Source organism: Pseudomonas sp. P179, from assembly GCF_000478485.2.
GTDB lineage: Bacteria > Pseudomonadota > Gammaproteobacteria > Pseudomonadales > Pseudomonadaceae > Pseudomonas > Pseudomonas aeruginosa.
The window spans coordinates 4,741,965-4,761,943 of sequence record NZ_KI517354.1 but is presented as its reverse complement, the minus strand read 5'-3'; the positions used below and the strand labels follow the sequence as shown (position 1 = coordinate 4,761,943).

19 protein-coding genes are annotated in these 19,979 nt (G+C 69.0%); 7 read left to right on the top strand and 12 right to left on the bottom strand.

Annotation, left to right across the window (positions count from 1 at the left end; genetic code table 11):
• Nucleotides 1–297 precede the first annotated feature (297 nt).
• Genes gspF through gspG form a run of 7 tightly spaced genes read right to left on the bottom strand, consistent with a single transcriptional unit; the run spans nt 298 to nt 8,536 of the window.
• Entirely contained in the window at nt 298–1,512 is a 1,215-nt protein-coding gene (gspF, locus tag HMPREF1224_RS34180; RefSeq protein ID WP_010793840.1) for a type II secretion system inner membrane protein GspF, read from the bottom strand.
• The gene (gene gspE / locus HMPREF1224_RS34175) at nt 1,512–2,921 is read right to left on the bottom strand and encodes a type II secretion system ATPase GspE (RefSeq protein WP_003158899.1); all 1,410 of its coding nucleotides are present in this window, start codon (nt 2,919–2,921) and stop codon (nt 1,512–1,514) included. The genes gspF and gspE overlap by 1 nt, the downstream gene beginning before the upstream one ends.
• On the bottom strand, nt 2,918–5,329 hold the full coding sequence (gene gspD, locus HMPREF1224_RS34170) for a type II secretion system secretin GspD (RefSeq protein WP_010793839.1): 2,412 nt from the start codon (nt 5,327–5,329) through the stop codon (nt 2,918–2,920). The genes gspE and gspD overlap by 4 nt, the downstream gene beginning before the upstream one ends.
• Entirely contained in the window at nt 5,326–5,919 is a 594-nt protein-coding gene (locus HMPREF1224_RS34165) for a type II secretion system protein M (protein WP_010793838.1), read from the bottom strand. The genes gspD and HMPREF1224_RS34165 overlap by 4 nt, the downstream gene beginning before the upstream one ends.
• Nucleotides 5,906–7,117, bottom strand: a complete 1,212-nt coding sequence (gene gspL, locus HMPREF1224_RS34160) for a type II secretion system protein GspL (RefSeq protein ID WP_010793837.1) — start codon at nt 7,115–7,117, stop codon at nt 5,906–5,908. Before gspL ends, HMPREF1224_RS34165 begins: the two co-directional genes overlap by 14 nt.
• The gene (gene gspK / locus HMPREF1224_RS34155) at nt 7,114–8,079 is read right to left on the bottom strand and encodes a type II secretion system minor pseudopilin GspK (protein ID WP_003106847.1); all 966 of its coding nucleotides are present in this window, start codon (nt 8,077–8,079) and stop codon (nt 7,114–7,116) included. Before gspK ends, gspL begins: the two co-directional genes overlap by 4 nt.
• Nucleotides 8,080–8,086: 7 nt before the next feature.
• Nucleotides 8,087–8,536, bottom strand: a complete 450-nt coding sequence (gene gspG, locus HMPREF1224_RS34150; protein WP_003085349.1) for a type II secretion system major pseudopilin GspG — start codon at nt 8,534–8,536, stop codon at nt 8,087–8,089.
• Nucleotides 8,537–8,769: 233 nt separating this feature from the next.
• On the opposite strand from gspG, the gene gspI reads away from it, so the two are divergent.
• Complete coding sequence (gspI, locus tag HMPREF1224_RS34145) at nt 8,770–9,144, top strand: type II secretion system minor pseudopilin GspI (RefSeq protein ID WP_003455149.1); 375 nt, start codon at nt 8,770–8,772, stop codon at nt 9,142–9,144.
• A gap of 2 nt (nt 9,145–9,146) precedes the next feature.
• Here the strand turns inward: gspI and HMPREF1224_RS34140 are convergent, their stop codons facing one another.
• Nucleotides 9,147–9,578: a type II secretion system protein N gene (locus HMPREF1224_RS34140; RefSeq protein WP_003455151.1), complete on the bottom strand. Its 432-nt coding sequence runs from the start codon at nt 9,576–9,578 to the stop codon at nt 9,147–9,149.
• A gap of 146 nt (nt 9,579–9,724) precedes the next feature.
• Between HMPREF1224_RS34140 and gspH the strand changes: the two genes are divergently transcribed.
• The gene (gspH, locus tag HMPREF1224_RS34135; RefSeq protein ID WP_003111910.1) at nt 9,725–10,174 is read left to right on the top strand and encodes a type II secretion system minor pseudopilin GspH; all 450 of its coding nucleotides are present in this window, start codon (nt 9,725–9,727) and stop codon (nt 10,172–10,174) included.
• A complete protein-coding gene (locus HMPREF1224_RS34130; protein ID WP_010793836.1) occupies nt 10,158–10,799 on the top strand; it encodes a PulJ/GspJ family protein in 642 nt (213 codons plus the stop codon). Before gspH ends, HMPREF1224_RS34130 begins: the two co-directional genes overlap by 17 nt.
• A 9-nt stretch (nt 10,800–10,808) precedes the next feature.
• Here the strand turns inward: HMPREF1224_RS34130 and vreR are convergent, their stop codons facing one another.
• The 3 genes from vreR to vreA all read right to left on the bottom strand — a co-directional run bounded on the left by vreR (nt 10,809) and on the right by vreA (nt 13,096).
• Nucleotides 10,809–11,768 carry an anti-sigma factor VreR gene (gene vreR / locus HMPREF1224_RS34125; RefSeq protein WP_003106396.1) on the bottom strand — a complete coding sequence of 320 codons (960 nt, stop codon included), beginning with the start codon at nt 11,766–11,768 and terminating at the stop codon, nt 10,809–10,811.
• Between the two features lie 69 nt (nt 11,769–11,837).
• Nucleotides 11,838–12,383: an RNA polymerase sigma factor VreI gene (vreI, locus tag HMPREF1224_RS34120; RefSeq protein ID WP_003085329.1), complete on the bottom strand. Its 546-nt coding sequence runs from the start codon at nt 12,381–12,383 to the stop codon at nt 11,838–11,840.
• Nucleotides 12,380–13,096 (bottom strand): TonB-dependent outer membrane receptor VreA, encoded by a 717-nt coding sequence (gene vreA, locus HMPREF1224_RS34115; protein ID WP_003120815.1) that lies wholly within the window; start codon nt 13,094–13,096, stop codon nt 12,380–12,382. Before vreA ends, vreI begins: the two co-directional genes overlap by 4 nt.
• A gap of 165 nt (nt 13,097–13,261) precedes the next feature.
• On the opposite strand from vreA, the gene HMPREF1224_RS34110 reads away from it, so the two are divergent.
• Nucleotides 13,262–13,582: a hypothetical protein gene (locus HMPREF1224_RS34110; RefSeq protein ID WP_003455167.1), complete on the top strand. Its 321-nt coding sequence runs from the start codon at nt 13,262–13,264 to the stop codon at nt 13,580–13,582.
• 117 nt (nt 13,583–13,699) lie between these two features.
• On the opposite strand, the gene pigA is transcribed toward HMPREF1224_RS34110, so the two are convergent.
• A complete protein-coding gene (gene pigA, locus HMPREF1224_RS34105) occupies nt 13,700–14,296 on the bottom strand; it encodes a biliverdin-producing heme oxygenase PigA (protein WP_003085321.1) in 597 nt (198 codons plus the stop codon).
• Nucleotides 14,297–14,547: 251 nt separating this feature from the next.
• Here pigA and imuA point away from each other — a divergent pair, with 251 nt between their 5' ends.
• From imuA to dnaE2, 3 genes are read left to right on the top strand one after another with little or no spacing between them, the layout of a single operon-like run.
• Nucleotides 14,548–15,153 carry a translesion DNA synthesis-associated protein ImuA gene (imuA, locus tag HMPREF1224_RS34100; RefSeq protein ID WP_031627677.1) on the top strand — a complete coding sequence of 202 codons (606 nt, stop codon included), beginning with the start codon at nt 14,548–14,550 and terminating at the stop codon, nt 15,151–15,153.
• 7 nt (nt 15,154–15,160) lie between these two features.
• Nucleotides 15,161–16,576 carry a Y-family DNA polymerase gene (locus HMPREF1224_RS34095; protein WP_010793835.1) on the top strand — a complete coding sequence of 472 codons (1,416 nt, stop codon included), beginning with the start codon at nt 15,161–15,163 and terminating at the stop codon, nt 16,574–16,576.
• The gene (dnaE2, locus tag HMPREF1224_RS34090) at nt 16,552–19,647 is read left to right on the top strand and encodes an error-prone DNA polymerase (protein WP_074198617.1); all 3,096 of its coding nucleotides are present in this window, start codon (nt 16,552–16,554) and stop codon (nt 19,645–19,647) included. The genes HMPREF1224_RS34095 and dnaE2 overlap by 25 nt, the downstream gene beginning before the upstream one ends.
• Nucleotides 19,648–19,979: the final 332 nt, after the last annotated feature.

Here is a 19,979-nt window from a genome sequence, read left to right as displayed (position 1 = left end):
TTCGCGGGACCTGCGAGGTTCCGCGAGCGCCTCCCGGCGGCCGGCCCGCGACGGCCATGGCGCGCCCTCGGGGCAACCTTGCTGAAACATGCACCCGAGCCCTGGCGAGAGGCCACACGGGTTGATGACAGCGAGAGGAAGGCCGGCTTGCACAGGCCCCTCCCGTAGGGCGGATTACGCCAGCGGCGTTATCCGCCGATACCTCTCTTCGGAAGACTGCTGAGACGCCCCATCCCCACGGCGGATAGCCGCGAGCGGTTAATCGCCCAGCACGGGAAGGGCTTGTTCAGGTACGGACTACTGGACCAGTTGGTTCATCTCGATGATCGGCATCAGCACCGCCATCACGATGGTCAGCACCACCCCGCCCATGACCACGATCATCAGCGGCTCGAGCAACGCGGTCATGCCCATGGCGCGGCGCTCGATGTCGCGCGACAGGGTCTGCGCCGCGCGGTCGAGCATCGGCGGCAGCGCACCGGTCTTCTCGCCGCTGGCGATCAGGTGGGTGAGGATCGGCGGGAACACCTGCCGCGTGCGCAGCGCCGAGGCCAGCGAGACACCTTCGCGAACCTGCGCGGTGGCCTCCTCCACCGCCTGCGCGAGGCAGTCGTTGGCCAACGTCTGGCGCGCCGCATCGAGCGCGCGCAGCAGCGGTACGCCAGCGCTGCCGAGGATCGCCAGGGTGGAGGCGAAGCGCGCGGTATTCACCCCGAGCACGAAGCGACCGAGCAGAGGCAGGCGCAGCACTCGCCGGTGCCAGCTGAGCCGCGCCTGCGGGTCGCGCAGGTACAAGCGCCAGCCCCAGTAAGCGCTACCGATGGCGCCGGCGCAGAGCCAGCCCCAGGCGCGCACGAAGTCGCTGGCCTGGAGCATCGCCCGGGTCAGCGCCGGCAGGTCCTGGCGCGCCTGGGAGAAGGCGCTGACCACCTGCGGCACCACGTAGCCGAGGAGGAAAATGACGATGCCGATGGAGACCACGCCGACCACCGCCGGGTAGATGAACGCGGTGAGGATCTTGCCGCGCAGGGCGTTGCGTTCCTCGATGTAGTCGGCCAGGCGCTCCATCACCTGGGCCAGGTCGCCGGACTCCTCGCCCGCAGCCACCAGCGCCCGGTAGATTTCCGGGAAGTCCCGCGGCCGTGCGGCAAGGGCGTCGGCCAGGCGCATGCCGCCGCGCACGTCGCTGCGCACGGCGCTCAGGGTCTGGGCGATGTGCTTGCGCTCGGCCTGGTCGAGGGTGGCGCTCAGCGCCGCCTCCAGCGGCAGGCTGGCGGCCAGCAGGCTGGCCAGCTGGCGGGTGGCCCAGGCCAGGTCGCCGTCGGACAGGCGCGGGGCGAACAGCGCGCCCGCCCCTTGCCCGGTCCCGCCGCCAGCCTGCTCGCGGACCTCCAGCGGGGTCAGGCCGCGGGCGCGCAGTTGGCCGAGGGCGCCACGCTGGCTGTCCGCCTCCAGGGTGCCGGTCTCGATCCGGCCCTGGGCGTCGGCGGCTTCGTAGCGGAAGGTCTGCATCAGGCGTCCCGGGTCACGCGGAGGATTTCCTCCAGGGTGGTGGAGCCGCTGGCGATCCAGCGCTCGCCGTCCTCGCGCATGCTGCGCATGCCGGCCGCGCGGGCGGCTTCGCGGAGATCCTGCTCGGTGCGGCCCTGGTGGACCAGGCGGCGGATCTCGTCGTCGATCACGAACAGTTCGTGGATGCCGGTGCGCCCGCTGTAGCCAGTCTGGTTGCAAGCCGGGCAGCCGACCGCGCGCCAGCCGCCATCCTCTTCGACCCGGCAATGCGTGCACAGGCGCCGCACCAGGCGCTGGGCGAGTACGCCAAGCATCGACGAGGCGAGCAGGAACGGCTCGACCCCCATGTCCACCAGCCGCGTCACTGCCGACACCGCGTCGTTGGTGTGCAGCGTGGCCAGCACCAGATGCCCGGTGAGCGAGGCCTGCACGGCGATCTGCGCGGTCTCCAGGTCGCGGATCTCGCCGATCATGATGATGTCCGGGTCCTGCCGGAGGATCGCCCGCAGGGCTACGGCGAAGGTCATGTCGATGCGCGCGTTGACCTGGATCTGGCTGATCCCCGGCAGGTCGTACTCCACCGGGTCCTCGACGGTGAGGATGTTGCTGGTGCTGGCGTCGAGCCGCGCCAGGGCGGCGTAGAGGGTGGTGGTCTTGCCGCTGCCGGTGGGCCCGGTGACCAGCACGATGCCGTGCGGCTGGCGGATCAGGTTGTCCAGCGGCGCCAGCACGCCGGGAGCCATGCCCAGGGTCTCCAGCCTCAGGCGTCCGGCCTGCTTGTCGAGCAGGCGCATCACCACCCGTTCGCCGTGGCCGGTGGGCACGGTGGAGACGCGAATGTCGATCGGCCGCCCGGCTACCCGCAAGGCGATGCGGCCGTCCTGGGGCAGGCGTTTCTCGGCGATATCCAGCTGCGCCATGATCTTGATCCGCGACACCAGCGCCGCGTGCAGCGCCTTGCGCGGCGCGACCACGTCGCGCAGGGCGCCGTCGACGCGGTAGCGCACCACCGAATGGGTCTCGAAGGGCTCGATGTGGATGTCGCTGGCCTCATCGCGCGCGGCCTGGGTCAGCAGCGCGTTGATCATGCGGATCACTGGCGCGCCATCCTGGGTGTCGAGCAGGTCGGTAACCTCGGGGATATCGTCCATCAGGCGGTCGAGGTCGACCTCGCTCTCCGCCGCGCCGACCACCGCCGCGGCGCTGCCGGTATCGGAGTAGGCGCTGGCCAGCAGGGTGTCGAGCTCGTCGTCGCGGACGCTCTCCAGGCTGGCCGGCGCATGCCGCTGGCGCACCTCGCTGATCGCCCAGCCGGGCGTCCGCGGGCTGACCAGCAGGGTCGCGCCATGCTCGCCCGGCCGCAGCAAGGCGCGCTGCGCCTTGGCCCAGGCGTAGGGCAGCAGGCTCATAGCGGCGCCGCCTCGCCCAGCGGTACCGCGCGCAGCGGCCGCGGGCTCGGGCGCAAGTCGTAGGCGGCCTGCGGGATGCCCTGCTGCGCCGGCGGCAGCACCGGAGCCTGCATGTCGCCGACGCTCCAGTCGTGGCGCGGCTGCACGCGCTGCTGGGCGCGGCGGATGAAGTCGTAGCGGTTGAGGGTGATGCTGCGGCCGGCGGCGGCGTCGCGGACGATGTAGGGACGCAGGAAGACCATCAGGTTGGTCTTGGTCCGCGAGCGCTTCTGGTAGCGGAACAGCGAGCCGACGCCGGGGAGGCTGGAGAGTCCGGGAACGCCGTCGGTGTTGTCCTGCACGTTGTCCTGCAACAGGCCGCCGAGGACCATGATCTGGCCGTCGTCGAGGAGGATGCTGGTATCGATCGCGCGCTTGTTGGTGACCACCCCGGCGGCGGTGCTGGCGCGCTCGTCGACGCTGCTGACTTCCTGGTAGACGTCGAGCTTGACCGTTCCTCCCTCGGAGATCTGCGGACGGATGTTCAGCTTCAGGCCGACGTCCTCGCGCTGGATGGTCTGGAACGGGTTGTTGCTGGTACCGCCGCCGTCGGTGACGTACTGGCCGCTGACGAAGGGTATGGTCTGGCCGACCATGATGCTCGCCGACTCGTTGTCCAGGGTCAGCAGGTTCGGGGTCGACAGGACGTTGGTGCCGCCGCGGCTCTTCAGCGCCCGGGCGAGCACCTTGAGGTCGAGGATCTTGCCGATCCCGGGGATGTCCACGGTGCCATCCACCAGGCCGATGTTGAGCCCCTTGGGCAACACGTCGATGGTGTTCTTGCCGGCCGTGTTCAGCGCCGACTGGCCGAAGTTGACCCCGCCGAACACGCCGTTGCCGCCGAGGTTGCCGGCCTGCCACTGGATGCCGAACTCGCTGGAGTCGTCTTCGCTGACCTCGACGATCAGGCTTTCGATCACCACCTGGGCGCGGCGCTGGTCGAGCAGGTCGATGACTTCGCGGAGGTTGCGGTACAACGGCTCGGGTGCGGAAATCAGCAGGGTGTTGGTGGTGGCGTCGGCCTGTACGGTGACCCCGCCGGCGGAGAACGCCGAGTTCTCCTCGCCCATCGCACCGGGTCCGGCGCCGCCCTGGCCGCTGCCCATCGCACCATAGGCGCCGCCGCTGCGGTTGCTGCCGCCCAACCCGCTGGAACCGCTGCCCGTGGTATTGCCGCTGCTCCCCAGGCCCTGGCTACCAGTACCGCTATTGCCGCCACCGAGCATGCCGCCGCCGCTCAGGCGCGCGCGCTGCTGGTCGCCCTCGTTGCCCTCGCCGCCGCTGTCGCCGGTGATCAGCCCGCGCAGGGCCTGGGCCAGGCGGGTCGCCTGGGCGTTGCGCAAGTAGACCACATGGAGGTTGCCGGGATTGCTTTGCACGCTGTCCAGCTTGCCGATCAGGTCGCGCGCCAATTGCGTGCGCTCTGGGCTCGGCGAGCGGATCACGATGCTGTTGGAGCGTGGGTCGGCGAGCACCACGGTCTTCTGGCCCTGCTCGGCGCCGCCGCTGCCCTGGCTGTCGAGCAGTTCGGAGACGGTGCTGGCGATGTCCACCGCGATGCCGTTCTGGATCGGTACCACGTCGGTGTCGCTGGCGCTGGGGATGTCGATGCTGGCGATGATCCCGGCGACCCGGTCGAGGTTTTCCGCGTAGTCGGTGACCACCACGGTGTTGTTCCCCGGATAGGCATTGATCGGGTTGTTCTGCGCGACGATCGGGCGCAGTACCGGGATCAGGTTCACCGCGTTCTCGTAGCGCAGGCGGAAGGTCCGCGTGACCATACCGTTGGCCGCCGGCCGGTCGGCGCCGTAGACCGGCCCGCCGAGCAGCTTGGCGTCGGCCTCCGGCACCACCTGGCTGACCCCGTCGACGTCGACCACGCTGAAGCCCTGCATGCGCAGGGCGCTGGTGAGCATGCGGTAGGCGGTGCGCGCCGGCACCTGGCCTTCGGAAACCAGGGTCAGCTTGCCCTTCACCCGCGGGTCGACCAGGAACTGCCGGCCGGTGGCGCGCGACAGCGCGCGCACCACCGCTTCCACCTCGGTATCGACGAAATTCAGGCTGACCGGCTGCTCGCCGAGTTCGGCCGCTGTCGCTGGGACCGGAGCCACGCCACCGGAGCGCGCTACGCCGCGTCCGGCACTCAGCGCGCGGCGGGCCTGCTCGGCCTGGGGCCGCTCGCGGACGTCGGCGCTGCGCAACGGCGCACCGGAGCGGACACTGCTCAGCGGCCGGCCGACTTCCTCGTCGGCCGGGGGCACGCCGGGGACCTTCGGCGTCTCGCTACACGCCGCGACCAGCAGCGCGCCCAGCGCCACGCCCAGTACAGGCCAACGACGCCGGGCATGGTGGAAAGCTGATTGCCTCATGGGGAATCCTTGGGAGCGGAAGTCGACTGCAAATGGATCGAGGCGGACACCAGCCCGCCGGACGGCTCGTTCGAAGAGCCGGAGCGCTCCTCGGAAGGAGCATCGAGACGCGTCACCTGCGCCTCGCTGACGCTCAGGCGCAACGCTGCCGGGCTGCGCGCCAGCCAGCGCAGCAAGGCCTCGCCGGACACGCTGGCGAAGTCCAGTTGCCATTGGCCCGGTTGCGGGGCGTCCAGTTGGAAACCGTCGAGTCCCTGATCGCGCAGGCTGCGACGGATCGCCTCGGCGTCCGCCGTACCGCTCAGGGTCGGACCGCGCAACGCCTCGACCTCACGCAACACGCCGTCCACCGCCGCAGCCTGCGCACGCAGGCGCGGCAGTTCGGCTTGCCAATGCTCGATCCGCGCCAGCGGCGGATCGATGAACACTTGCCAGGTCAGCGCCAGGCATAGCGCCAGGCCACCGCCGGCGAGAATCTTGCGCTCGCGCGGCGCCAGTTGCCGCCAGTAGGCCTGCAATCGCAGCAGCAGGGGACTCCAGCGCTGCGCCGGAGTATTCAGCAGGCCCGCCAGGCGCTTATTCATCTTCATCGGCAGCCGCCTCGGCAGTGCCACTGTCTGCCGCGCCAGCGGCCGGCGCTGGCGGCGCTTCCATGGCGCGCACCTGCCAGCCCTTGTCGGAGGCATCGGCCTGCAACCCGTGCTTGCCCAACTCGCCCTGCCAGGCAGCGGCATCGCCGCCTGGCGGTCCCGGCAGCAGCTCCAGGTCCAGTTCGCCGGCGTGGTAGTCCAGTCGTTGCAGGCGTCCGGCGAGGAACGGCATCGCCTCGCCGGCGCCATGCAGCAGCGCGGCCAGCCCCGGTACGGCATCGCCATCGGCCTTGCCGGCCAGATAGGCGTCGCGTCGCTCGCGAGCCTGGCGCAGCGGATCGAGCACCACCGGCAGTTCCGGGAAGGCCTGCTGCACGCGTTGACTGCTCTGCCGTTGCAAGGACTGGCCCTGCTCGGCCAGTTGCCCGGCGTACAGGTTCAGGCCGGCGACCCACACCAGCAAGGCCAGGGCAGCGCAGATCAGGGGCATCTTCCAGGTGCCGTTGCCGGCGCTCGTCGCCGGCGCTTTCAGCGCCAATCCCCACGGACTGGCGGGCCCGCTCCAGCGCAGCGCTTCGTCCAGCGCCTCGGCCCGCTCCAGGGCTGCGGAGCGCCACGCCGGACGCTCGCCCAGCCAGAACAGCCGCAACTCCTGCGGGACCTCAGCGAGGCCCTGCTCCGGCAAGGGATGGACCACAGCGTCGCTCAGCGAGCGGCGCAACAGCAGATGGCCGTCCCACTCGCCGGCCACCCAAGCGTCATCGCGCAACGGCAGGAGGAACGGCGCGGCCTGCACCTCCCGCACGTCGAGCCGCAGCCGCTGTACGGCCTGCTCCAGCGAGGCCAGCGCCGACGCCTCCAGCCACCCCAAGGTCAGGCGCCCGTCGGCGCCGCGCGGGCCGTGGGCCAGGCGTAGCTGCGCCGGATCGCCAAGGACCAGCGCCTCGGCCGCGCAGTTCACCGCGGCGGCAAGCTTCGCCGCAGGCAGCGCCGGCAGTTCGAGACTGACCAGGCGGCAATCGCGCGGATGCAGGAACAGCGCCACCGGCAACCCCTGGCGCCGCCGCGCCAGTTCCGCGAGCGAGACCTCGATTCGTTCCTGCACCGCGCCGCGCGCATCCAGGCGCAAACAATGCAGCGGCGCCGCCTCGGCGAACTCGCTCAGCGGCGGCAGCAGGCAACGCCAGGCGGCCTTCATGAGCCCACCCTCATCCAGTTGACCGCCGTGCTTTCACCGGCCTTGCGCTGCACCAGGGCTTGCAGGCGCACCTCTTGCCGGTCGCGCCGGGCATAGGCGGTGAGCAGGAACCAGTCGCTGGTGATCCCGACCTTCACCGACTGCGCCTGCAATTGCGGCATGTTCAGGCGGTTGACGAAGTCGCCGCGATTGAGGAACCAGCGGCCCCGGTCGCGCTCGCCTAGCACCCGCCGCGCCTGGTCCAGCCCGAGGCCGGGGACACAGGCGGCGAGCACTTCGGCGCGCGCGGTGTTGCCGTTGATCCAGGTGGTTTCGGGCAGGATGGTGACGTAGGGTCGCAGGCGTTCCAGGGTCGCCGGCGGAATGCCCAGCCGCGCCAGGTCGTCGAGACGCCTGAGCGCCGGCATGCGCGCCGGAAGCGCACGCAACACGGCGCCCGGCGAAGTCTCGCGGCCGCTGTCGAAACCTGCGGGTTGCGTCTCGGCCGGCGGCGCTTCGGCGGGCAGCCGTGCATAGGAATCGAGTACCCGCTCGACGATCAGCCGCGTCTCCTTCGGGCGCACGCCGAGCAGACCGGCGAGGCGTTCGAAGTTCGCTCGCTCCTGGAGATCGGGGCGTTGGTCGACCAACAGGTTGCGCAGGTTGAACTTGCCCTGCTCGTCTTCCAGTTGGCCGTTGAACGGCAATTCGGCGCTGCTCAGACGCAAGCCACGCATCGGTTGCGCCCAGCGCTGGTCGAGGCGGGTCAGCGGGTCGCGGCGGCTGTCCTCGAGCAGCAACTGGCGGCTCCATTCCAGGCCGCCGCGCAGCATCCAGCCGGCCTGGATGCGTAGCTGCTCGCTTTCCAGGGCGCGGATGAATGCGCTCTGGCGGGCGATCAGGCCGGCGGCTATGACCGCGACCACGGTGACGATCAGCAGCGCGCTGATGATCGCCATGCCGCGCTGGCGATGACCGTTCATGGCGCGCTCAGAGCTGCCAGGAGCCGATGTCGGCGTTGATGCCCTCGCCGCCCGGCTGCCCGTCGGCGCCGAGGGAGAACACGTCGATCTCACCGTTCACGCCGGGATTCAGGTACTGGTAGGGCTTGCCCCAGGGGTCGTTGGGCAGGCGCTCCAGGTACGAGCGCCAGTTGCTCGCCGAGGCATCGGCAGGGCGCTCCGCGAGCACCTTCAAGCCCTGCGCCTGGCTCGGATAGCGGCCCTGGTCGAGGCGGTAGAGCTTGAGCGCCTGCATCAGCCCGGAGATGTCCTGGCGCGCCGCGGTGGCGCGGGCCTGGTCGGGACGGTCGAGCACCTTGGGCACCACCATCGCGGCGAGGATGCCGAGGATCACCACCACCACCATGATCTCGATCAGGGTGAAGCCCCGCTGTCCCCGATGTCCTTTCGGGCTGGAGCTGAACTGCACGACATCCATCTCGACACTCCTCGGCATGGTTCGATTCGCCGCGGATTGTTTCAGGAAGATATGTCAACGATATTGAAAATCCTCGGGTGCGCCGCTCTTCCGGAGGCGCCCGCAAGGCCCTGGAGCCGGGCTTTCCGGCAGGCGCCGGGGATGGCTCGCGGGAGCGCCCTCCCGAGCTTTTGTCAGGGATCGGTCAGATTTCCCGGCTAGCCTGGAAGTCCCCTTTCGCCGACCTTTCCGCGATGTCCACGCGCCTGTCTTCCCGCGGTTTCACCCTGATCGAAGTGCTGGTCGCGCTGGCCATCGTCGCCATCGCCCTGGCCGCGGCGATCCGCGCGGTGGGCCTGATGACCGACGGCAATGGTCTGTTGCGCGACAAGTCGCTGGCCCTGCTGGCAGCGGAGAGCCGGCTCGCCGAGCTACGCCTGGGCGTCGGCACGGCTCCGGGAAACAGTGATTTCGAATGCTCCCAGGGCCGCCTGCGGTTGTACTGCGAACAACGCGTCGAGGCCACCGACGACCCCGCGCTACTGTGGGTGGAAATCCGTGTGCGCACGCAGCGCGAACAGGCGGTGCCGCTGGCGCGCCTGAACACCCTGCTGAGCCGCTCCCGGTGATCTCAACCGCGCTTGAGGGTATCCAGCGGCGGCGGTTCGGCGAGCCGCTGCATGGCCACCCGGCGAACCTCGCCGTTCTGCTCGATGAGTACCGCGTCGGCCTCTATCCGCCGCACCTTCGCCGCACGTGCCAGGACCTCGCCCTCGCGATAGGCCTGGGCCGGCGCGCCGTTCACCGAGAGGATGGCGATCGCCGCGGGACCACCGCTGATCAATCCCGCCAGTTGCACCTCGACCTCACTGGAAGGCGTCGCGAACCAGCGTTGAGCGGCGCCCTCGCCGCTGGGCGGCGGAACGTCGGCGACCTCGGCCTGGACCACGCCGGGAATCGGCGCCAGCAACAGATAGCCCCAGAACAGCAGGCCGGCGAGGATCGCCAGCACGGCGGCGAACTGGACCAGGCGGGGCGGATCGATACGGGGCATGGCCGGCATGGCGGGCTCTCCTGGCGTCTGGGCGACGGGCGCCACGAACGGCGCCCCGGCACCAGCCTAGCGCGGAATTCTCTCCGTTATGTTTCACACGCCGATCATCTTCGTCGGGCACTCTGGAAACCTCTCTCTTCGCGGAGCGGCATCCGGTGAGGCGACCCCGGCAAGGCGGTTTCACCCTGATCGAACTGATGGTGGTGCTGGTAATCGTCGGCATCGCCACGGCGGCCATCAGCCTGAGCGCCCGCCCCGACCCGACGGGCCTGCTGCGCCAGGATGCCGCGCGCCTGGCGCGGTTGCTGGAAATAGCCCAGGGCGAAGCGCGGGTACGCGGTACGCCGATCCTCTGGCAGCCCAGCGCCAAGGGCTATCGCTTCAGCCCGCAGGCCTATCGCGGCAAGACCGACGCCTTCGCCGCCGACACCGAATTGCGCGCGCGCGACTGGCAGGCCGCGCCGCTGCGGGTCAGCGTGCGCCCGCCGCGACCGGTGTTGCTGGACGCCGAATGGATCGGCGCGCCGTTGCGGATAACGCTCTCCGACGGCCAACACAGCGTCACCGTGCTGCGCGAGGCGAACGGCCATGTCCGGGTACACTGAACGCGCGACGACGCGGCGCCGGCAAGCCGGCTTCACCCTGATCGAGGTGATGGTCGCGATCATGCTCATGGCCATCGTCAGCCTGATGGCCTGGCGCGGCCTGGACAGCATCGCCCGGGCCAGCGCGCACCTGGAGGACAGCACCGAGCAGGGCGCCGCGCTACTGCGCGCGCTGAACCAGCTGGAGCGCGACATCGCCCTGCACAGCGCCATCCGGGAGGAGACCGGCCTGCCCAGCGGCGACGAGCCGATCCGGGCCGGCGACAGCCTGCCGCCCGGACTCGCACTGAAGCGCCTGAGCGAGATTCCATTGCGCCTGGACATCGTCCGCGCCAGTACCGAGCCAGGCGCGCCGCTGCAGCGCGTGCGCTGGTGGCGACAGGGCAAGATCCTCTACCGCGCCGCCTCGCCCAGCGGCGACCGCCTGCCGTTGCCGCCGCTGGCGGAGCGGGTGGCTGTGCTGGACGACGTGAGTCGGTTCGAGATCCGTGCCTGGGTGCCGGGAAAGGGCTGGACGCGCCTGCCGGCACGCAGCAAAGTCCGCGCCAGCGGACTGGAGATCAGCCTGTCGCGGGTCACCCGCAACGGCGTGGAGCGCTATCGACGGGTGGTGGCCCTGCAATGAAGCGGTGGCTCAGCCGAGCAGCACCACCCCGCCCGGCAGGCGGGTGACCTCGATGCCATAGGCATCGCGGATCAGGGTCGCCACGTCGGCCAGTTGATCGAGGCTGAAACGGGCCTGGACCCGGCGTCGGCCAAGGGCCTTGTCCAGCAGCAGGAGCATGCCGGGACGGTAGCGGTTGATTTCGTCGATCACCGTGGCCAACGGTACGTCGTTGAACACCAGCATGCGCTCGCGCCAGGCCATCACCTCGGCAACGTCGAAAGGCACCGGCGGTCCGTTGCGTCGCTCGTCGAAGGTCAGCTGCTGGCCGGCCTGGAGGTCCAGGCGCTGGCCGAGGTGTTCGAGCCGCACGCTGCCCTCCAGGCAGGTCACCACGCAGACATCACCGCTGCTGCGCACGTTGAAGCGGGCCCGGCTGGCGCTCAGCCAGGCGCTCCCGGCCATCACCCGCAGGCTGCTCTGCGGCGGGTGGCTGGCGATGATCTCGGCCTCGCCGCCGAGCAGTTCGATGGTTTCCTGCTGCTCTTGATTGCGCCGCACGTTCAGGCGGGTGCGGGTGTTCATCTCGATCCGCGTCTCGCCGCTCACCTGCACCTGGCGTTGCTCGCCGACCGCCGTGACGTAGTCGGCGCCGCCCAGGCCATGGTCGAGCAGCGACGGGCGCAAGACGAACAACGCCACCGAGGCGGCCAGCGCACCGCCGACGAACCAGCGACGACCGAAACGCCTCGGCGCGATCTGCGCCACGGCCGGCGGCTCCAGCGGCAGAGCGGCGGCACTGCCGAGCGCCTGCCAGAGATCGCGCGCCTCGACGAACGCTCGCAGGTGTTGCGGGCTGCGCGCACACCACTGGCGGAAGGCCCGCGCGTCGCCCTGGGTGACGCGTCCGGAGGTCAGGCTGATCACCCAGGCGTGCGCTTCGTGGCGAAGGTCGCCGGTTTCATCGGCGGCGGAGTCTGAGGCTGTCATGACTGTGCTGTACGGACACCGGAATGGCTCATGGGATGGATATGGCGGCGGTTTTCCACCTGCTTATGCTTATGACGGTTTTCCGGCCCCGGGACCGAACCTCTGGATGACTTTTCTTTCCAGGCGCTCCGCGCAGAACCACAGGGCGGCCTTGAGTTCCTTCTCCACGGTGCGGGTGGAAATGCCGAAGCGACGGGAGATTTCCGCATGCGGCGTCTCTTCCAGGCGCGAGGCGATGAGAATCTGCCGACGCCGCGCCGGCAGTTCGCAGAGCGCCTCCAGCAGGCGACGGATCTCGGCGTGACCGCCGACGATGCGCTCCGGGTCGAGGCCTTCGTCGGCCACCTGCAACAGCTCCGCCACCTCCTCCCCGGTGAGCAGGCGGGCGTCGCCCTCGCGGCGGTCGGCGGCAATGTTCAGGGCAATACGGAACAGGTAGGCCTGGGGCTTCTTGACCTCCAGGGCATCATCCAGCCGGTCGACTCTCAGGTAGGTTTCGTGCAGCACGTCGCACGCCAGGTCCTCGGAGCCCAGGCGCCGTTTCAGGCGCGCCTTGAAGTCGTCGTAGGAGGCGAGGAACAGCTTCACCATCGCGCTTTGCCGCGAATCGCTCATGACCCTCCCACTCCCTCCGTCAGCTTGCATTCCATGGCCTTGCCCGTCGTCTTCGGCAGCAACAGGATGGTCAGCGGCTGGGCCAGCGTAGCGGGCGTCGCCTGCATCACCCGCACGCCGCGCAGGCTTTCCACCAGGGCGCTGTCCCGCTGCGGGTCGCCGGTCGAACCGAGCAGGCGACTGTGGCGAACCTCGCCGAAGCGACCGATCCAGAGTTGCAGCACCGCGCGATAGGTACCCGGACGAGTGCGCGGCGAGCGGCACAACTGTTCTTCCAGCGCCGCCTGGACCGCTCCCGCGTAGCGGCGATCCAGCGGCTGCTCGACCTTCGGCATCTCTGCCGGCAGCGGCGCAGCGTTCCTGACGGCCTGCGCCGGCAGCAGGGTGAACGCTTCCTGGCTGGTGTAGCGCGCCATCAGGCCGGTTCCGCCGAGCAGTCGGGTCAGGGCGTCGCTGGCGGTGAAGCGCCCCTGCAAGCGGGCCGAGCGCCGTCCACGGGCCAGCTCGCCATCCACCAGAACCGCCATTCCCGTCACCCCGCTGTAGGTCACCAGCGCCGATGCCAGGCTCTGCGGAGGAATATCGAACGCGTGCACCGCCAGGCGCAACGGCGGCCTGCCGCCATCGCCCGGCACGGCGCCGGACGCCGGCAGCAGCATGCCGAGACCGAGCAACGACACTGCGCACGACCTTGCCACCCCGAGGATCGACATCAACGGATTCCAGTCCGAACTACCCGGTTCAGGCCAGATGGCCATCACCCAGGAGGGACATCCTGATGGCACTGTGTGACTGTGGTGTGACGGTACCTGCGGTGACATGTTTTCACCGATTGCCGTATAAGCGGGAAACCACCATCCCAGCGCGGGAGAATCGCCATGCACCGTTCATCGCAGGTTCTGCCGGCCCTGATCCTGGGCCTGGCCATGAACGCCACCCTGGCCGACGAGCCGACGCCGCCGGCGAACTGCATCAACACCGAGGTCAACGGCTACCAGGCTTTGTCCTATGAATGCCTGAGCCAGCAGATGACCGATCCTGACAGCGCGGCCAGGACCCGCCGCGAACAGGAGCTGGATTCCGCCGCCATCGTCCGGCGTCCGCCAAACCAGCTCGGCCTGTACAACCAATCGGCGACGCGCATTCGCCTGGGCACCTCGTTCGGCAACTCAGTGGAAGCGCAGCGGCCGCCTCGCTAAGGGTCTCCGCAGGTCCGCGCTCCTGGCCGGCGGCGCAAGACAGAAAACCCCGGCAACCAGGCCGGGGCAATCGTCGTCGGCGAGGTTGGCCGCCGATCAAAGGACAAGGAACGCCCCTCAGGCGAAGGTACGCTCCAGCAGGTCGCCGAAACGATTGAAGGCATCGCTGGCGCCCTTGGCGGCCAGGCGCTCTTCTTCCTCGTTCAGCTCGATGCCGTCGAGGATCGCCACGAAGCTCTTCCAGCCTTGCGCGCGGCCGCCTTCCGGTTCGGCCAGATGGCGGGCGCCGAAGTTCTCGTCGAGTTCGAGCGCGGCGGCTTTCTTGAACAGGAACGCAGCGCCCAGCTTCGAACCTTCGGAAACGAACAGCCAGCCCAGTGCCTCGGCCAGGCTCAGGTCGGCCTCGCGCACGCTCTGGTCGCCCTCCGGCACCGGATGGCCGAGGTCCGCCAGGTCTGCACGAGCGGCGTCGTCGCGGGCGCGGGAAGCCAGGCCGGGGAACAGGCGGGCCAGCGCTTCGTTGCGATAAAGCGGCTCCAGGTCATGCTGGAAGAGGTACTGGGCGGCGACGAAGCGGGCGAAATTGTCCCGGCTGGCGAAGGGTTCCTTGCTCTTCACCAGGCTCTCCAGGCGCTGGTGCGGCTCGTTGGTCAGCAGGTTGAGGCGTTGCGAACGCAGGTTTTGCCGAGTGGATTCAGGGGCCAGGGTATCCATAGGGGAATTCCTTTCGAGGGACGGAACGCACTGGGCCGACATAGCGCGCCCAGGATCAATAACGATTCTCAATTATATTCGTTATTGAATCTCAGTGTCACATGAAAGGATGCCGACCGACTGCCATTGACCAGAAAAGGACTACAGCAAATACTGTATTTACATACAGCATTCGAGTTATTTCCTTGGCCTCCCTTTCATCCGTAGCCGACATCTCCCCACCCGCAGCCGTCGCCGGACGAGGCAATGGCATAGCGCTGAGTGCGCTGCTCGACGCACGTAGGATCTGGAAAGGCCAGTCCGCCGTACCGGCCGGCGCTTCCCTGCCCACCGGGCATGCGCGCCTGGACGCACTGCTGCCCGGCGGCGGTTGGCCGGAGCATGCCCTGAGCGAAATCCTCCATGCCCGCGACGGTGTCGGCGAACTGCAACTACTGATGCCGACCCTCGCTCGCCTGACCCAGGCGCAACGTCGTGTCGTCCTGGTCGGCGCCCCCTATGTACCTTATCCGCAGGCCTGGCTGGCCGCCGCGGTCGACCTGCGCCACCTGGTCCTGTTGCAGGCCAGCGGACGCGACGCCTTGTGGGCTGCCGAACAGTGCCTGCGCTCGGGCAGTTGCGCCGCAGTGCTGTGCTGGCCGCAGCAGGCCGACGACCGCGCCCTGCGCCGCCTCCAGGTCGCCGCCGAAAGCGGTCAGGCCCTGGGTTTCGCCTATCGCCCCCTGCGCGAAGCGGTCAACCCTTCGCCGGCAGCGCTACGCCTGTGCATCGAAACCCGCCCCCCACGCCTGCGCATCCTCAAGTGCCGGGGCGGCCTCGCGCCGGCGACCGCCCTGCCGGCCAGCGCCTGGCAATGAGGCGACCATGCTCTGGGCTTGCATTCTCCTGCCGCAACTGGCCATGGACAGCGCGCTGCGTCAACGGAGCAATCCCGACGCACCGCTGGCGCTGCTCGGCGGCCCAGCGCAGCGCCGGCAGTTGCAGGCGGTCAACCCAGCGGCACGCGCGCTCGGCCTGAAGCCCGGTCAATCGCTGATCGCCGCCCAGGCCCTGAGCCGGGACTTCGCCACGGCGGAATACGACCTCGCCGCCGTGGAGCGCTGGCAGGCCTTCCTCGCCGCCTGGGCCTACGGTTTCAGCTCGCAGGTCAGCCTGCACTATCCGCGTGCGCTGCTGCTGGAAGTGCAGTCCAGCCTTGCCCTGTTCGGCCCCTGGCCACGCTTCGAGGCCCGCTTGCGCAAGGAACTCACGGCGCTGGGCTTCCGCCATCGCCTGTGCCTGGCGCCGAACCCGGTGGCGGCGAGGGTCCTGGCGAACAGCCACGACGGCCTGGCCATCGAGGACGAGACAGCGCTGCAACGCCAGTTGTCCGCCCTTCCGCTGGACCGCCTGGGACTCTCGCGGGAGCTGGCCGTCGCCCTCGGACGCATGGGACTGCGCCATCTGCGCCAGGTCCTCGAGTTGCCGCGCGCCGCCCTGGCCCGTCGCTTCCCGGCCGAACTGCTATTGCACATCGACCGCCTCTGCGGCCGCAGCCCGCTGGCGCTGGAGCACTACCGGCCGCCGGACACCTTCGACCTGCGCATCGAACTCAATTTCGACGTGGAGTCGCACCAGGCCCTGCTCTTCCCCCTGCGACGGCTGAGCGCCGATCTCGCCGCCTTTCTCGCCGGACGCGACAGCGGCGTGCAGCGCTTCACCCTGCATCTGGAGCATCACGGGCGCGCCGACAGCCAGGTCACGGTCGGCCTGCTCAGCGCCGAACGCGAGGCGGCCATGCTCTTCGAACTGACCCGCGGCCGTCTCGAACAGCTGCAACTGCCCGCCCCCGTGCATGCCGTGCGCCTGGAGGCCCGCGAGCTGCCTCCTTTCACGCCGCAGCACCGCGAACTGTTCGACGAGCGCCCACAGCAGTATCTCGGCTGGGAACAGTTGCGGGAACGCCTGCGCGCGCGGCTGGGCGACGAGGCGGTACAGGGCCTGAGCGCCGTCGCCGAACACCGTCCGGAGCGAAGCTGGCGGCCGCACAGCTGCTACAGGGCGCAATCGCCGGCAGCCTGCGGCCTCCGCCCCGGCTGGCTGCTGGCGGAGCCACGCCCCCTCGGCGAGGCCTTGCCCACCGTGCTGGCCGGCCCGGAGCGGATCGAGTCGGGCTGGTGGGATGGCGAAGACATCCGCCGCGACTATTACCTGGTGGAAACCCGCAGCGGACAACGTGCCTGGGTCTATCGCGAGGTCGGCAGCGAAGGGCCGCTGTGGCTGCATGGCTGGTTCGCATGAGCGCCTACGCCGAACTGCATTGCCTGTCCAACTTCAGTTTCCAGCGCGGCGCCTCCAGCGCCGCGGAACTCTTCGCCCGTGCAGCACGCCTGGGCTATCGGGCCCTGGCGATCACCGACGAATGCAGCCTGGCCGGTATCGTGCGGGCCTGGCAGGCGGCGCGGGAGCATCAGGTACAACTGATCATCGGCAGCGAAATCCGCCTCGAACAGGGGCCCAAGCTGGTCCTCCTGGCGGAGGACCTGGAGGGCTACCAGAACCTCTGTCGCCTCATCACCCGCGGCCGGCGACAAGCCGACAAGGGCCACTACCGGCTGCTGCGCGAAGATCTGCAACAGCCGCTCGCCGGCCTGTTGGCGATCTGGTTGCCGAACGACCATGGGGACGAGCAGGCTGCCTGGCTCCGCGAACGCTTCCCCCAGCGCCTTTGGCTGGGCGTCGAGTTGCATCGCGGCGCCGATGACGATGCCCGCCTGGACAAACTGCTCGCGCTCGCCTCGCATCTCCGGCTACCGCCCGTGGCCTGCGGCGACGTCCACATGCACGCCCGCGGCAGGCGAGCCCTGCAGGACTGCATGACAGCGATCCGCAACCATCTTCCGGTCAGCGAGGCCGGCGCCTATCTCTTCCCCAACGGGGAACGCCACCTGCGTACCCTGGAGGCCCTGCAGGGGATCTACCCGCAAGCCCTGCTGGCGGAAACCCTGAAGATCGCCGAACGCTGCCGGTTCGATCTGGAACAGCTGAAATACCAGTACCCACGCGAATTGGTACCGGCCGGACACGACCCGGCGTCATGGCTCCGCCATCTCACCGAACAGGGCATCGCCAGGCGCTGGCCGAACGGCGCGAGCGCCAAGGTCCGCAAGCAGATCGGGAGAGAACTCGAGCTGATCGCCGAACTGGGCTATGAAAGCTATTTCCTCACCGTGCAGGACATCGTCGCCTTCGCCCGGGGCCGGAAAATCCTTTGCCAGGGCCGCGGCTCGGCGGCCAACTCGGCAGTGTGCTTCGCCCTCGGCATCACCGAGTTGGACCCGGACCGGACCAACCTGCTGTTCGAGCGCTTCCTTTCCCGCGAGCGCAACGAACCACCGGACATCGACGTGGATTTCGAACACGAGCGCCGCGAGGAGGTCATCCAGTACGTTTTCACACGCTACGGACGCCAGCGCGCGGCGCTGACCGCGGTGGTCAGCACCTACCACGGCGCCGGCGCGGTGCGCGACGTAGCCAAGGCCCTGGGTCTGCCGCCCGAGCAGGTCGACGTCCTGGCCAACTGCTGCGGCCGCTGGAGCGACCAGGCCCCCAGCGCCGAACGCCTGGAAGAGGCCGGCTTCGATCCGCAGAGTCCGATCCTGCGCCGGGTGCTGGCCCTGACCGACGAGTTGATCGGTTTTCCGCGCCACCTCTCGCAGCACCCCGGCGGCTTCGTCATCTCCGAACAGCCATTGGACACCCTGGTCCCGGTGGAGAATGCCAGCATGGCCGAGCGCACGGTGATCCAGTGGGACAAGGACGATCTCGACGCGGTCGGCCTGCTCAAGGTCGACGTCCTCGCCCTGGGCATGCTCAGCGCCCTGCGCCGCAGCTTCGACCTGATCCACGCGCTGCGCGGCGGCAAGCGGTTGAGCATCGCCAGTATCCCGAGCGAAGACCCGGCCACCTACGAAATGATCAGCCGCGCCGATACCATCGGTGTGTTCCAGATCGAATCGCGCGCACAGATGGCCATGCTGCCACGCCTGCGCCCGCAGAAGTTCTACGATCTGGTGATCCAGGTCGCCATCGTCCGGCCGGGGCCGATCCAGGGCGACATGGTGCATCCTTACCTGCGCCGGCGAAACGGTGAAGAGCCGGTGGCCTATCCATCGGCCGAACTGGAGAAGGTCTTCGAACGTACCCTGGGCGTCCCGTTGTTCCAGGAACAGGTCATGGAACTGGCGATCGTCGCCGCCGACTACACGCCGGGCGAGGCGGACGAACTGCGTCGTTCGATGGCCGCCTGGAAGCGTCATGGCGGCCTGGAACACCACCGCGAGCGGCTGACCCGGGGCATGCTCGCCAAGAGCTACGAGGCCGACTTCGCAGCGCGCATCTTCGAGCAGATCAAAGGCTTCGGCAGCTACGGTTTCCCTGAATCCCACGCCGCCAGCTTCGCCCTGCTCACCTACGCCAGCAGTTGGCTGAAACGTCACGAGCCGGCGGCCTTCGCCTGCGCCTTGATCAACAGTTGGCCGATGGGCTTCTACAGCCCCGACCAGTTGCTCCAGGACGCCCGCCGCCACACCCTGCAGACACGCCCGGTGGATGTCCGCCACAGCGGTTGGGATTGCAGCCTGGAGCCGTTCGGCCAGGCGCAACCGGCCATACGCCTCGGCCTGCGGATGATCCGAGGCTTTCGCGAGGAGGATGCCAGGCGTATCGAGCAGGTCCGGGAGGCCGAGCCGTTCCTCGACGTGCACGATCTCGGCCGACGCGCCAGGCTCGACGCCCGGGCCCTGGAGTTGCTGGCCGATGCCGGCGCCCTGCGCGGTCTCGCCGGACACCGGCACAAGGCGCGCTGGGCCGTCGCCAGCGTCGAGCCGCAATTGCCACTGTTCGCCGAAGGGACCGTCATCGAAGAAACCACGGTCAGCCTGCCGCTGCCTTCGCGCGGCGAGGAACTGCTGAGCGATTACGCTCTCCTCGGCACCACCCTCGGCCCGCATCCGCTGAAACTCTTGCGTGGACAGCTCAAGGCCCGCCGCTGCCGCGACTCCCGCGAACTGGCGAAACTGGGACATGGGCGACCGATACGGGTCGCCGGCCTGGTGGTCGGCCGGCAGCGCCCACAGACCGCCAGCGGCATCACCTTCATCACCCTGGAGGACGAGTTCGGCATGGTCAACGTGGTGGTCCGGCACGACCTCGCCGAACGGCAGAGGCGGCCATTCCTCGAGTCCCGGCTGCTGCAGGTGGAGGGCATCCTGGAGTCCTCCGGCGAGGTGCGCCACGTCATCGCAGGGCGCCTGCATGACCTGACCCCTCTACTCACCGGCCTGGACGTCCGCAGCCGGGATTTCCATTGAGACAAAGAAAAAGGCAGCTCGAGAGACGAGCTGCCTTGGGATGGCCAACAGGGATGGCCACGAAGGGGGGAGCGCTCAAGATACTGTTTATTCATACAGTAAATCAAGCGATTCCCTTCATCGGAAGCCACCTTTCGTCTTTCTCCTCGAAGCGAGGCCCTAACTCGCGGATCGGGATAGGTACGGCGAACCCAAGAACGCCAGCGCCATGCGGATCCGCCCGGACTCTCGCTACGCTAGACGCGAAAGAGGACATGCCAGGAGGGTTTCGGCAAGGTGAACAGGAAGCACGCCTTTTTCCGCGCGCAAAAGCAAAACCCCTGGTCATCGCT

Excerpts from the sequence above, each read along its gene's own strand:
- gspF (WP_010793840.1), bottom strand. The coding sequence starts at position 1,512 with ATGCAGACCTTCCGCTACGAAGCCGCCGACGCCCAGGGCCGGATCGAG.
- gspE (WP_003158899.1), bottom strand. The coding sequence starts at position 2,921 with ATGAGCCTGCTGCCCTACGCCTGGGCCAAGGCGCAGCGCGCCTTGCTG.
- gspD (WP_010793839.1), bottom strand. The coding sequence starts at position 5,329 with ATGAGGCAATCAGCTTTCCACCATGCCCGGCGTCGTTGGCCTGTACTG.
- HMPREF1224_RS34165 (WP_010793838.1), bottom strand. The coding sequence starts at position 5,919 with ATGAAGATGAATAAGCGCCTGGCGGGCCTGCTGAATACTCCGGCGCAG.
- gspL (WP_010793837.1), bottom strand. The coding sequence starts at position 7,117 with ATGAAGGCCGCCTGGCGTTGCCTGCTGCCGCCGCTGAGCGAGTTCGCC.
- gspK (WP_003106847.1), bottom strand. The coding sequence starts at position 8,079 with ATGAACGGTCATCGCCAGCGCGGCATGGCGATCATCAGCGCGCTGCTG.
- gspG (WP_003085349.1), bottom strand. The coding sequence starts at position 8,536 with ATGGATGTCGTGCAGTTCAGCTCCAGCCCGAAAGGACATCGGGGACAG.
- gspI (WP_003455149.1), top strand. The coding sequence starts at position 8,770 with ATGTCCACGCGCCTGTCTTCCCGCGGTTTCACCCTGATCGAAGTGCTG.
- HMPREF1224_RS34140 (WP_003455151.1), bottom strand. The coding sequence starts at position 9,578 with ATGCCGGCCATGCCCCGTATCGATCCGCCCCGCCTGGTCCAGTTCGCC.
- HMPREF1224_RS34130 (WP_010793836.1), top strand. The coding sequence starts at position 10,158 with ATGTCCGGGTACACTGAACGCGCGACGACGCGGCGCCGGCAAGCCGGC.
- vreR (WP_003106396.1), bottom strand. The coding sequence starts at position 11,768 with ATGACAGCCTCAGACTCCGCCGCCGATGAAACCGGCGACCTTCGCCAC.
- vreI (WP_003085329.1), bottom strand. The coding sequence starts at position 12,383 with ATGAGCGATTCGCGGCAAAGCGCGATGGTGAAGCTGTTCCTCGCCTCC.
- vreA (WP_003120815.1), bottom strand. The coding sequence starts at position 13,096 with ATGTCGATCCTCGGGGTGGCAAGGTCGTGCGCAGTGTCGTTGCTCGGT.
- HMPREF1224_RS34110 (WP_003455167.1), top strand. The coding sequence starts at position 13,262 with ATGCACCGTTCATCGCAGGTTCTGCCGGCCCTGATCCTGGGCCTGGCC.
- pigA (WP_003085321.1), bottom strand. The coding sequence starts at position 14,296 with ATGGATACCCTGGCCCCTGAATCCACTCGGCAAAACCTGCGTTCGCAA.
- HMPREF1224_RS34095 (WP_010793835.1), top strand. The coding sequence starts at position 15,161 with ATGCTCTGGGCTTGCATTCTCCTGCCGCAACTGGCCATGGACAGCGCG.